The organism is Priestia sp. P1_B12_1 (assembly GCF_056406695.1).
In genome coordinates this window covers 269,979-282,161 of sequence record NZ_JBFTZR010000006.1, presented here as the reverse complement: position 1 = coordinate 282,161, position 12,183 = coordinate 269,979, and the positions used below count along the sequence as shown (strand labels likewise).

11 protein-coding genes and 1 pseudogene are annotated in these 12,183 nt (G+C 34.9%); 5 read left to right on the top strand and 7 right to left on the bottom strand.

Going from position 1 to position 12,183, the window contains the following annotated elements; all coding sequences use genetic code 11:
* Positions 1-110 precede the first annotated feature (110 nt).
* The 3 genes from AC1D0Y_RS20590 (at position 111) to AC1D0Y_RS20580 (ending at position 5,001) form a co-directional block, all read left to right on the top strand.
* Positions 111-1,574 carry a hypothetical protein gene (locus AC1D0Y_RS20590; protein ID WP_028409018.1) on the top strand — a complete coding sequence of 488 codons (1,464 nt, stop codon included), beginning with the start codon at positions 111-113 and terminating at the stop codon, positions 1,572-1,574.
* 969 nt (positions 1,575-2,543) lie between these two features.
* Positions 2,544-3,566 carry a hypothetical protein gene (locus tag AC1D0Y_RS20585; protein WP_098332883.1) on the top strand — a complete coding sequence of 341 codons (1,023 nt, stop codon included), beginning with the start codon at positions 2,544-2,546 and terminating at the stop codon, positions 3,564-3,566.
* An 838-nt stretch (positions 3,567-4,404) separates the two neighbouring features.
* Positions 4,405-5,001, top strand: coding sequence for a mechanosensitive ion channel family protein (locus tag AC1D0Y_RS20580; RefSeq protein WP_060746858.1), 597 nt, complete (start codon positions 4,405-4,407; stop codon positions 4,999-5,001).
* Between the two features lie 2 nt (positions 5,002-5,003).
* Here AC1D0Y_RS20580 and AC1D0Y_RS20575 read toward each other — a convergent pair whose 3' ends face one another.
* From AC1D0Y_RS20575 to AC1D0Y_RS20565, 3 genes are all read right to left on the bottom strand, one after another.
* On the bottom strand, positions 5,004-5,582 hold the full coding sequence (locus tag AC1D0Y_RS20575) for an HAD-IA family hydrolase (RefSeq protein ID WP_060746859.1): 579 nt from the start codon (positions 5,580-5,582) through the stop codon (positions 5,004-5,006).
* Positions 5,583-5,709: 127 nt separating this feature from the next.
* Positions 5,710-6,726 carry a glycine-rich domain-containing protein gene (locus AC1D0Y_RS20570; RefSeq protein WP_060746860.1) on the bottom strand — a complete coding sequence of 339 codons (1,017 nt, stop codon included), beginning with the start codon at positions 6,724-6,726 and terminating at the stop codon, positions 5,710-5,712.
* A 72-nt stretch (positions 6,727-6,798) separates the two neighbouring features.
* Positions 6,799-7,218: a hypothetical protein gene (locus AC1D0Y_RS20565; protein ID WP_014459592.1), complete on the bottom strand. Its 420-nt coding sequence runs from the start codon at positions 7,216-7,218 to the stop codon at positions 6,799-6,801.
* A 407-nt stretch (positions 7,219-7,625) separates the two neighbouring features.
* Here AC1D0Y_RS20565 and AC1D0Y_RS20560 point away from each other — a divergent pair, with 407 nt between their 5' ends.
* Together AC1D0Y_RS20560 and AC1D0Y_RS20555 are read left to right on the top strand one after the other, a co-directional pair.
* Positions 7,626-8,117 (top strand): hypothetical protein, encoded by a 492-nt coding sequence (locus AC1D0Y_RS20560; RefSeq protein WP_028409022.1) that lies wholly within the window; start codon positions 7,626-7,628, stop codon positions 8,115-8,117.
* 80 nt (positions 8,118-8,197) lie between these two features.
* Positions 8,198-8,332, top strand: coding sequence for a hypothetical protein (locus AC1D0Y_RS20555; protein WP_013083673.1), 135 nt, complete (start codon positions 8,198-8,200; stop codon positions 8,330-8,332).
* A gap of 68 nt (positions 8,333-8,400) precedes the next feature.
* Here AC1D0Y_RS20555 and AC1D0Y_RS20550 read toward each other — a convergent pair.
* The 4 genes and pseudogenes from AC1D0Y_RS20550 to AC1D0Y_RS20535 form a co-directional block, all read right to left on the bottom strand.
* Positions 8,401-8,526, bottom strand: a pseudogene (locus AC1D0Y_RS20550) (aminopeptidase); the annotation flags it as partial.
* Between the two features lie 168 nt (positions 8,527-8,694).
* Entirely contained in the window at positions 8,695-9,774 is a 1,080-nt protein-coding gene (locus tag AC1D0Y_RS20545; protein ID WP_060746861.1) for a type I restriction endonuclease, read from the bottom strand.
* A 227-nt stretch (positions 9,775-10,001) separates the two neighbouring features.
* Positions 10,002-11,234: an aminopeptidase gene (locus tag AC1D0Y_RS20540; protein WP_060746862.1), complete on the bottom strand. Its 1,233-nt coding sequence runs from the start codon at positions 11,232-11,234 to the stop codon at positions 10,002-10,004.
* A gap of 143 nt (positions 11,235-11,377) precedes the next feature.
* A complete protein-coding gene (locus AC1D0Y_RS20535) occupies positions 11,378-12,172 on the bottom strand; it encodes an IclR family transcriptional regulator (protein ID WP_013057552.1) in 795 nt (264 codons plus the stop codon).
* Between the last annotated feature and the right edge of the window lie 11 nt (positions 12,173-12,183).

Genomic DNA, 12,183 nt, shown 5'->3' with positions numbered 1-12,183 from the left:
GATATAAAACAGCAGTCACAAAAACGAATTTTCCTTTTAGCCTTTAGAGTATCGTTCAAAAAAGATATAATAAGATTGTTACAGATTAAATACATACAGAGGAGGTCAACATGAACGAACCATCTAATTTTTCTCCTTATCTTATTAAACAAATCAGCGATGCGATCGATGACAATATCAAAGCAAAGTGCATAGACTTTTTATATGATTCTCATTCGTTTTTTTCGAATGAAAAAGATTTTATAGAAGACTACATTTTAAATATATTGCAAGATACGTTTGTTTTAGAGAATAAATTAATAAATCCTAAGGAAATACGAAACCCAGCCTACAAAAGAAGACAATCAAATAAGAAAAACTGGCTGCAAACGTTAAAAAAAGATATTAAAGCAGAAAAGCCTAATCCTATTTTTGAAGACATTGAATTGGCCAAAAAGGTGATGGATAAAAAAGTGGATACCGAACACTTAAAAAAGCTGTTTGGCGTGGAAAAACCTGAAGATATTTTAAAGATAAAGTTAAAAGAAGTAGAGACATGGGCTAAAAGTAAAAAAACAAACATTACCGATTTTCCTTATTTAGATTCAAAAATGAATTATCAAATAGAGAAAGCATTTCACACGGACTTTACTTTTTTAATTGCTGAAATCATATTAGAAAAATACAACGGAAATCTGAGTAACTGGATTGATAAACGATTAAATTCATGGGTAGAGGCCCCTATCTTCTCAAACGAAAGTCATTCTCTTAAAACCAATATGGAAGTTAAAACAAACTCCCAAGAAGTCGTTTTATATAATGACTATAAAGTTGATGAAGAATATTTCATTCGCACCATTATCCCTGTGAATGATAATCAAACGGTTCTTTCCAAACGAAATATGGTTTTAGACCCAAAGGATTCCCAAATTATCCAGTTTGCTCTTTCACAGCGCGACGAGATGTTTTATAAAGAAAAAACGGTGACGCTTGATTTAGCGGATATCGTGAAAGAAATTTATAATTCAAAAGGTGTAAAAAACTACGAAGCGGTTGAAGCCCGCATTATGAAAATTGCCAGATATCACGTAGAAGGTGTAGCGAAGAAGAAAAATTCCAGAGATACAAAATTTGCGATAAACTTCTTCCAAAAAGCTGTTATTGAAACCGATGAAGTAACGGGCAGACGATATGCAACCATCGTATTTAGCGACGATACGCATCAAGGCTTTTTAAATCAGCAGTTTGTACAAATTTACAGTGATGTTATTAAAAAGTTTAAAGATAACTCGCTGTCTTCTTTGCTGCTGTATGCATTTCAAAAAGAGCGATTAGATTGTTATTTACAAGAGAAGTCTTACACCCATTTTTACCCGTATCAATATTTTGCTTCAAAAGTTCGTTTTCGTTCAAAGAAAATTGATGTCAATCTAAAATTAATTAATGAATCTCTAGCAGAGTTTGTTAGCAATCAAGTACTGATCCAAAGTTATCAGCAAAAACTTCAAGGATTTGAAATCTCTTTTATTCCTCTTCAAAATTATGAAATTCAAGACTATTTTGGAGGAGAACATAGAGAAACATTGGAAGGGTAAATTGTTCCCTTCCTTTTTTATTTGATATTTTGCCACTTTCAGCTTATAAATACAAAATATCCCTCTACTTTTATTTCATAGTTTGGAAGTTTTGTCATTTTTAACGTACTAACCAGAAGCTTTTGCCGTTTTTGTCGTACCTCTTTGCTTCTTTTGCCGTTTTTGACGTACTAATTACTACCTTTTGCTGTTTTTGTCGTACCACTCTGATTCTTTTGCCATTTTTGACGTACTACATTCATTTTATTTACTCTTAATTCCTTATTAATTGTTAATTATTCTCTTTTTTCCGTAAAACAATCCTACCTTTTGCCGTTTTTGACGTACTCTTTCACTACTTTTGCCGTTTTCTGCGTACTAAACTTTGCTTTTCCCTTTGTTATTGCCTTTTCAAACCCCATTTTTTATTTTTTTCGTAGCATATATAAAGCTTTTGCCATTTTTGACGTACTAAACAAAAACTTTTGCTGTTTTTGTCGTACTACTGCGTCGTTTTTGACGTTTTTCACGTACTAAAAATAGCTTTTGCCATTTTTGACGTACTGATGAAATTCATTGTGTTATTTACAACGATCAGAGAAGTGATTTTTTTACCTTTTTTTAGGCAAATCAAGATAACTTTTGCTGTTTTTAGCGTACTACTCTTCACTTTTGCTATTTTTGGCGTACTATACTGAGCCTTTTGCCGTTTTTTACGTACTAAAACGCATAAAGTTTTTTTTGATTTTTACTGATCGTAACAAACACTGTTCTGCCGGCGCTTGCTTGCTTTTGCCGTTTTTGTCGTACTAAAAAACCTATACGCTGCATCCCTTGATATGACAGCATTCTTTGAACCTTTTGCCGTTTTTAGCGTACTACTCGTTCGTTTGCGATTCTGTTTCTTATTGATATAATTTTCACAAGGTATTCTTTGTTATTTTACCCTAATAAATTATTGTTGATATGAAATAGATTGGAGGGATTCTCATGATAAAAAAAGAATTTGCGAAAATTGGAAAACAAATTATTCGCCAATTGTCTAGCACCGTAGAAAAATATAAAGATATTGAAGATCACATGGACCTAGACGCTCATGGGAACCCTACAATCAAAACAGTGGCAGAGCATCACCGTTTATCTAAATCTCAAATTTCACAATTAATTTTTTATCACTTCCTTCACGTTGATGAAAGAGGTATTATTTGTGATGTTTCTGAAAAAGAGATTGCAGCTGCTTTGGATTGTACAGTTCGAACAGTTCGCAACAACAATATAGTATTAGCGGAAACAGAATTAATTTCCTATTCTCGCAGCGGCAAAGGAATCAATATTTGTATTGTTCCCTATCCTCAATATTTTGAAGAACACGGCTTTGGGTTTATGGAATTAGAATATACTCGCTTTGAAGAACTTATTCTAATTGAAAACGTAAATGCCCTTCGCTTAGAGCTGCGCAAAGAATTGGTTTATGACAACGATACGATTAAGCGTCAGTTTAATCCTGGAGAAAACACTTCAAAAATTAGCTTTAATGATTATAAAATTTTCACGCCGAAATATACTCACTACAAAGGTATGATGCAAAAAATAGCTGAAACACAGACGAGCGCATTTAAAACTGTTGTCCAAGGATCTACTATTTTCTTTGTTTTAAAAGACGGAGCTAAAAATGGCAAGATGTCAAAACAAGAAAAGAAAGATCAATACGATGCGGCGATTCGACGTACTATTGAAGAGACTTTTGTAAAATTATCTGGACACAGCACAGATTCTACTGGAATTGTTATGTCTTCATTCCAAAACGAAGACATCGCTGATTTGGTTCAGCTTTCTTTTGAATATGGTATTGAACGAGTGAAGTCTGCCCTTTATTCTCTGATTGAACAGGCCTTCTTCAGCCATGATGCTCAAGTCGTTGAAAATTACGGTGGAAAAATCCGTACGCTCATTCGAAAAGAGCTTTCAAAAAATCTTCAAGATCAAGTCCCTGCCGAACTTACAGCTTCATAAGGGGCTTCTTTGGCATGCCTTTTTTTTATTTTCTCTCCCTTCTCCTCTCTTTTTGATACAAATAGTGCAAACAAACACCCATTTTTGCAGCTCTCCCATTCCATTATCCTATCTATATAAACATAATGAGTGCAAATGAAGGATATTTCTTGTGTATAACTACGGAATATGGCTAAAAAAACACCTTCATACTTATCCACAAAAGAAAGAAAACATATTCAATGACTGTTATATCATCCTCTTTATTAATAAAAACATCCCTTTTATTTTTTTATTAACGATGATTTCCAGGTTATTTACTCTTTAACACCACGATTTTTATCCACAGTGGAAATAATTCATACTTTTAATAGAAATCTTCATACTATGAGTTTTAAAATCCGTCTATTGCAGAAGAAAAAACATAGTGAATAAAATAGTTTCCATATCTGTTGTTATAAAAAACATCCTTTAGCTAAAGGATGCTGTTCACAAAAAAGGTCTATTTTCCACACAGTTATTTATTGAAAAGCAATTTCCTCTCTAACCCTTGATATCATTGGGTTTTTACAGGATTTTTCTTTCTTTAATATCTGTATATAATGTTTGTTAATAAGATTTGTACTAATCTCTGCTATAAGGTTTTATTTAATATTTGTATAAAGAAATGTTTTAAAAATATCTATACCTGAGAATTTTCTCTTTTTCTAAATTAAGGAGTTTTCATTACATATACCAAATACAAATAAATTAAAACAATAGTTCAAACGCTTCTAAATAAATTCTAGTAGTATATTTTTAAAAATAAATTATACTATTCAGTAGAGAAAATTTTATAAAGCAAGAAAGGGACTTAGTCATGAAAGACATACAGTGGGTACAGCAAACTTTATTTAATACTGGTAAGTGGATTGACATTAGTGAAGTAATTATAAAGATTATCTTGATTTTTATTATTGCTCAAATCGTTATCCGGTTTGCTCGTAGTATAATTAATAAAATCTTTGATTTCAGATTTAAAACTAAGCTGCTGAGGTACAACGAACGTAAAGAAATAACGCTGAAAAAGCTTTGTCTGAGCATTGTCATGTACGTCGTGTATTTTATTGTACTTATCACATCTTTAGAAGCAATCGGAATTAATATGAAAGCACTTTTAGCTGGTATTAGCGTAGCAGGATTTATTACAGGCTTAGGTGCACAAAATTTGATTAAAGATATTTTAAACGGTTTTTTTATTCTATTTGAAGATCAATTCTCAGTAGGAGATCACGTATCCATAAATGATACGAAAGGAACTGTTGAAGAAATTGGATTGCGCACGACAAAAATTCGCGGAGTTGACGGAGAGTTTTACTTCTTTGCTAATAGTAACATTACAAAAGTAGCGAACTATACGCTCGGTGAAATTCCCGAAGTACATAACCCTGAACAAATAAAAACTCGTGAAGAATAGCTTCAAGAGTTTTTATTTACGACAGTTGTAAAAAATTGATCGTATGATGTAAGATGATAATCTGCTTCGATGTCGTTATTTTGAAATGCACATGTTTTAATTCCAAGTTCACGGGCAGGTTTTAAGTCGAGCTCGCGGTCTCCAATCACTAAATCGAGCTGATACTTATCGTGAAGATAGGCATAAGCGCCGCTATCAGGCTTTCGTTTGTAGCCATCATCTTTTGTAATAATCTCCGTAAAATAGTGCTCCATATTAAAAAATGCCAGAATATCAAGAGTAGACTGTCTAGATTTATGCGTAACAATTACATTTGTATCCGCAAAGCTCAGTACGTCTTCTACGTGAGGAAAAGCAGGCTTATCTTTAGGATTGATTTTCTGTTCAAGCACATGGAAGTGTTTATCAAACAAAGACTTTTCAATATCGAAGTGCTTAATTGCTACGTCAGAAGATATTTTCATCTGCTTTAAAATATCATCTTCTGAGATTGTTTGATCTGTTAGTAATTCTTTGAATGCTTTTACAATCGTTGGATAGGTATCGAAGATGGTTCCATCAAAGTCCCATAAAATATTCATTTTCACTGTCTCTCCTTTTTTAAAAACGTAACGATTATACCAAATTTTTCATTGCTTGTCAGTGAATCATTTTGTCGTCGTTTCATTTAAAGTAAAAAAACTCGTATAAAACGAGTTTTTTACTTTATTAGCTGCTGCTGCACCCACTCCCGCAGCTGGAGCTTGAACAGCTAGAGCTGCTGCAGTTTGAACTCGAACAGCTGCTGCCGCTGTCATGATGGTGATGACTTCCATCGTTGTGGTGATGGTGGCGGTTGTCTTCCCAGGGGCTTGAACAGCTATACCCGCTGTAAGAGGCTGTATCTCCCGCATACATCGTCTTTTTATATAGCAGCAGCTCATTCATATGGCTTGAAAAGCTGGTGGCTTTGTAGAGAGAATAAAAAACAAAGCCTTGAAGAAGAAGTTCGTTTGATACATTTCCTTTTTTAGCCGCTTTTTTAAAATAAGTTGATCCGCCCGTTTTTTTTCTTTTTCGAGCAGCAGTGACTTCTTCTTTTAACGTTTGAACCAGGGCTCTCTGCTGTTTTTCCCATTTGCCGTTTCTTAAAAAATAGCGATCTAGTAATTCATCTTCTGACAATCTTTGAAAATCTTGAAGTGTATTTTTACCAAGCGGATGCTGAAAAAATTTCCCCCAAAGCAGTCGGCTGTTACCCGTTATGTCAAACACATGAGCATACATCCAATCGAAAAATGCTCGCTTATCCGGCTGTGGAGATGGAGCTGTATCTACATTTGGCTGGTGATGCAAAAAGCGGTTGAAAAAGTGTTCTGTAAAACGCTCATAATCTACTGTAAACATGATCATTTCGTGCCACACTTCATCCACTTTTTCACTAAACATCGGTACGTCTTTGATGACTGCATTTAATAAAAAGTAGCGCTTCATCTCAAAAAACGTCCATTCTACTTCATCAGCTTTTGTATTTTTTCCTTTCATACGCTGTTTCACCTGTTGAACATAGGCTGGCGGTAAAGAATCTTCTAGTGAATGAACAATATCTTCAAAACCATTATCTTTATGTATTCCAAGCTCATCTGGAAGCTCCTCTTTATACAAGCGAAAGCTTCTCGACTTTACAGTCCCTTTAATAATCAAAGCTAAAAGAATTACCGCTCCTACTATAATTGCTGCTATCATCTTCTTCCCCCTATACCGCGTCTATATATTCAATATTTTACCACATTCGTAAAATACAAAAAAAGAGCTCAATTAACTTGAGCTCTCGTCATCATCTGGTATCTCGTCTACCTTTTCTACTTTGACTAGACCTTTCGTGCTATATTCAAGATCAAAGTATGCTTTAACGATATCCCCTTTTTTCAAATTGCTTGGAATCGGTTCATTTAAATTTTTATCGGAAAATTTAATGCCCGTTCCTTCTTTTGTTGTTCCGCTGTATGTACCATTTTCGATTTTTTCAATAGTAATATAATACACTCGATATTTGTGCGCTTCCTCGTCGCCCTTTGCTTTTTCTTTAACGGTTTCTTGTTCAGGAAGCTTACTCAGTGTTTCTTGGGCCTGTTCAGAAGTCGGCTCTGCTGATCGATTTATGAATTGCATCACAACTAACACTAAACATATAACTACTAAAACTAATAATAATATCTTTTTTGCTGATAAAGACAATGAACTGTGCCTCCTTACACCTTTATGTATATCATGCTGCACACAAGAGATTATACACGATAAAGGATTAGAAATTGGGATAAATTCTATAAAAATAGTAAAAATATGAGAAAATACCTAGAATTTTTTACGCTTTTCTGCACTTTTTTGAGATAGAAAAGAAATTTGGTACCTTATCCTTAAATTGTAACTGATTTGCTTCATTTTCGAAAAGAGTTTTGCCCATTTTGTCGTAAAAAAGTCATAATAAGAAGGAATATCACACCATATTGTCGAACGTATGTATATACTTATAATGAACTGCCGAACTGCTTTTCTCTACCCTCATTGTTGAGGCAATATGGCAACTGAAACAGCTTGCTGTTAAATTCAGATTACACATCTATACTCAGGAGGTGGAATGCAAAATGATGTTTGCACTTATTGTTGTGGTTGGTATCGTAGCACTTGGCGTAGCTAGCTTCTACGTCATTAAGCGGCCTCAAGGCGCTGTTGATCCTGAGGATCGCAAACCGCTTGTTTCTGTAAACGGACATGTTAAATTTGCAGAAGGGATTAATCAAATTTCCATATCTAAAATTGACATGTACGATCAGCGTCTTGTTATCAATCAAGTAGCTATTATTCCATTTAACCGTATTCAACGAGCAGAATTTTCAAAGGTTGTCAAAAATGAAAAAGGCCTTCACGGAGCTCCTGTTCAACGCTATTTCGGTGAACTAACCATTCATTTCACAGACAAGAACGGGCAAGAAACCTACATTCGCTGTGAAACACCGAAAAAAAATCAATTTCACCTCATCTACCAGTACGATTTAATGAAAAGACAATTAAATAAGCGTCTTGGTCTTGAAGATCAGCAGCCTTACCTTACTCTCCAAGAACCATACGAACTATAAGAGAAAACCTCCCTTTTTCACATATTATTTCACTTCCCTGTACATACTAGAAGCGAAACTGAAAATGGGAGGTCATTCCAATGGATTTCGTCCGTTTTTTGCAATATTTTTGTTCAATCGCCGGCGCTCTATGCTTAGGGTTTACCTACTATCACATGTTCAAGCGTGACGCTCCGGTTAAAAAAGAAGAATCACAGCAAGGTGGAACTGACTGAAGTTCACCTTGCTTTTTTTATGTGGAGGCATGTTCACATAGCATGTGGCAATTAAAAGTTAGATTACTTTAATCATTTGTAAAATCACGGGTGCTTTTTCTAAATACAGGTTCTGTTGTACCGTCAGCTTTAATAACATCGATGTCCATTTCAGCTGAGCCAATCATGAAGTCAACGTGGGTGATGCTGTTGTTTTAGGGTGGAAAATTAGCGGGTTGTGACCAATACGTGACCACTGTGTGACCACAAAATTTAGGCTCTTAAGCTTGTTATTAAAGGTTTCCCTGTATATATTATTCATAAATAAAAAGAAAGCAAAACAAATTGCTCTCTTTCTTTATTATATATTTATTTATACTCTTCTACTGAAACTGCTTTGCTACCTCAAGTATTTCATCTTTATATAACGAAATCTCATTTACGTCATTTAGTTTATACATAGTTTTTTCCTCATTGTTTAATTGTATATATTTATTAGCTGTATTAAATCCTAGCCTGCAAACCCATTTTCGAATGCTATTGTCTAATAGCACATTAAAATAGCTTTTATTATCTCGGTAATGCACTCTATTTGAGTCAATCTCATCTTTTAATAACAGCTTTACAAAAACATACCCTTCTATTTCTTCCTCAGTTGTAACAATGGTTTCGATAGTAACTTTATCCTCAGCTACATTTTCATTCTTGGGAGCTTCTTCATTTTCTGCTACATGTTCTTCATTTGTATCGGAGGAGTTTAAAGCTTTTTGAAGCTTGTCATTTACCTTTTCATTCACAAATTGTGTTAAAGATTTTTGAACGATTTCTCTAAAGTTATCTATGACTTTCTTTGTTTTTACACCTTGATATACATCACTCAAGATAAACTTAATAAATTCATCATTTGGTTCTTCCCATTGTTGATTTAAAAAATGCTTAATTTCACTTGTGTACTTTAGTTCCGACGCTGTAGTAAGAACATTTTCAACGTTAAAACCATTTTTTCTAAACTTTGCTATCTCGTATACATCGTTATCTCTAAACTCAAGTAGATTAAAAACAAAGAAAGGCTTAATATCCATTTTATTTGGCTCTTCTAAATCTGTATAAAATCTATATTCAACACCATTCGTTAGAATAGCAAACTTAGCTTTAGTTGTACCAAAATACCTAAATAGTTGAGAATCATGTTTCAAAAGTTTTTCGTGCACACTTTTTGCTTCGATTAGTATGACTGGACTTCCACTATCTATAATCGCGTAGTCAATTTTTTCTCCTTTTTTTATGCCAACGTCAGCTATAAATTCAGGCACAAATTCCTCTGGATTAAAGATGTCATATCCTAATGCTTGTATCAAAGGCATAATTAAAGATGTTTTTGTAGCTTCTTCAGTTTGAATGTTATCTTTGATTCTTTCAACTCTGCTAGATAGAGCCTTAATCTGTTGAATGAAATTTTCCACTTCATCTCTCCCCCTTATGTACTATTACTATGCTTGAAAAGGGAAACTATGAAATCATTTTAGTGCCTATTAGCAAATATAAAGGCTCCTTATTTTCAAATTATAAGTTATCTTTTTATTTTACATTTATGAAATTAGTATATAAACAAACAACCTTCTAGAGTTTCTATATCTAGAAGGTTGTTTTTGTAAAGAAACATACAGTACTTTATTTTTAAATCTTTAAATTAGAAAGCCCAGTTCCCTTTTCTAAACACAGGCTCACTTGTACCGTCAGCTTTAATGCCATCGATGTCCATTTCAGCTGAGCCAATCATGAAGTCAACGTGAGTGATGCTGTCGTTTGCTCCGTTTTGTGATAGCTCTTCTTTAGACATCGTTTTTCCACCTTCTAAACAGAAGGAATACGAGCTGCCGATCGCTAAGTGGTTGGATGCATTTTCGTCAAACAGCGTGTTGTAGAAGATGATGTTTGACTGAGAAATTGGCGATTGATGCGGTACTAAGGCTACTTCTCCTAAGTATTTGGCACCTTCATCTGTTTCAATTAGGTGCTTTAACGTTTCTTCGCCTTCTTCTGCTTTTACATCAACAATTTTTCCATTTTCAAATGTTAGCGTGAAGTTTTCAATTAAGTTTCCTGCGTAGCTAAGCGGTTTTGTGCTCGTTACTTGACCATTTACGCCGTCTTTTTTCGGAAGTGTGAATACTTCTTCTGTTGGCATATTGGCCATGAACGAGTTGCCGTCTTCATTAACACTGCCTGCGCCAACCCAAATATGTTTGTCAGGAAGCTCAATTGTTAAATCTGTTCCTGGCGCTTTATAGTGAAGCTTAGCAAATCTTTTTTCATTTAAAACGTCTACTTTTGTATGTAATGAAGCGTTATGCTCTTCCCATGCGGCCACTGGATCTTCTTGATCTACGCGCACAGATTTAAAAATAGCTTCCCACAGTTTTTCTTGCTGCTGTTCTTCTGGAACGTCAGGAAATACTTTAGCTGCCCAGTCTTTTGAAGGAACAGCTACGATGGACCAGCTGATTTTATCGGATTGGATCGCTTCACGGAATTTTTTCATTGCTTTTCCGCTTACTTTTTGGAACGCAGCAATACGTTTGCCGTCTACTCCTTTTAGTAAGTCAGGACCGCTTGAAATTACAGATAAAACAGCGCCTCCGTTTTTCACAAGCTCTTCTCTTGCTTGAGCTTTCCAAGCAGGAAATTCATTAAATACAGATTCATCCGCTTTTTCATATTTCAAACGAACTAGATGATCGTCATGCCAGTCTACATCAACAGACTTTGCTCCGGCTTCGTACGCTTTTTTCGCAATTTCACGAACAAAATCAGCGGAAGAAATATCGGCATTAATGTTTAGTACTTGCCCTTTTTGAATGTTTACACCGACTTTTACAGCCAGCTCGGCGTACTTTTCAATATTGCGCTCAAACTGTTCCATAATTTATCTCCTTTACGTATATATTCTAACGACTTCATTGTATCATGAATAAAACATCAATTAAAAATCATAGCCTATAGTTTACATAATATAATTACGTTATTTTACAGATTATTATATAGCAAAAGTTTGTTCTCGAAGAATCAGAACAAACTTTTGTCTTTCACAGATTCAGTTTTGTAGCCGAGCCGCTCCGAAATGTTCTTACCTATATCAACCATGCGTTCTTGAAGATACGTTAATCGCTCATTTGTCATACGCATCGTAGCACCGGAAATGCTGACTGCGGCAACGACTTGACCAAGGTGATCAAAAATAGGCGCTGCAATGCAGGTAATTCCATATTCATTTTCTTCTAAATCGAGCGCGTATCCCTTTTGCTTCACTTCTGAAAGTTCTCGAAGAAAGCTTTCTTCATCTGTAATGGTGTGATCGGTATGAGCTGGTAAGCCTTTTCTTTCAAGAATGCTTGTTACCGTGTTAAGTGGTAAAAAAGCTAGGATAGCTTTACCGACAGACGTACAGTGCATAGGGGCTCTTTTCCCCACTTTTGAATGCATGCGCAGCGTCTGATTGCCTTCTAATTTTTCAATATACACTACTTCACCTTGATCGTAGACAACAAGATGAATAACTTCATTTGTTTCACTTTCAAGTTCTTGCAAAAACGGCTTTGCTTCCGTTCGTAGATCAATAGAATCTAAAAGTTTTGAACTTACTTCTAAAAACTTATACCCAAGCTTGTACCGCCCGGTTTCTTGATCTTGTTCAATATAACCGTACTGAGCAAGGGTAGTTAGAATACGGTATACGGAGCTTTTGTTGATGTCCATTTGCTTTGCAATTTCTGTGACGCCTACCCCTTCTCTTTCCATGCTGACAATTGTGACGATATCCAACGCCCGGCTTACAGACTTCACCATATTTTCTCTCTCCATTTTTTTCTCTC

Coding starts and splice junctions, on each gene's coding strand:
- AC1D0Y_RS20590 (WP_028409018.1), top strand. CDS start 111: ATGAACGAACCATCTAATTTTTCTCCTTATCTTATTAAACAAATCAGC.
- AC1D0Y_RS20585 (WP_098332883.1), top strand. CDS start 2,544: ATGATAAAAAAAGAATTTGCGAAAATTGGAAAACAAATTATTCGCCAA.
- AC1D0Y_RS20580 (WP_060746858.1), top strand. CDS start 4,405: ATGAAAGACATACAGTGGGTACAGCAAACTTTATTTAATACTGGTAAG.
- AC1D0Y_RS20575 (WP_060746859.1), bottom strand. CDS start 5,582: ATGAATATTTTATGGGACTTTGATGGAACCATCTTCGATACCTATCCA.
- AC1D0Y_RS20570 (WP_060746860.1), bottom strand. CDS start 6,726: ATGATAGCAGCAATTATAGTAGGAGCGGTAATTCTTTTAGCTTTGATT.
- AC1D0Y_RS20560 (WP_028409022.1), top strand. CDS start 7,626: ATGATGTTTGCACTTATTGTTGTGGTTGGTATCGTAGCACTTGGCGTA.
- AC1D0Y_RS20555 (WP_013083673.1), top strand. CDS start 8,198: ATGGATTTCGTCCGTTTTTTGCAATATTTTTGTTCAATCGCCGGCGCT.
- AC1D0Y_RS20540 (WP_060746862.1), bottom strand. CDS start 11,234: ATGGAACAGTTTGAGCGCAATATTGAAAAGTACGCCGAGCTGGCTGTA.
- AC1D0Y_RS20535 (WP_013057552.1), bottom strand. CDS start 12,172: ATGGAGAGAGAAAATATGGTGAAGTCTGTAAGCCGGGCGTTGGATATC.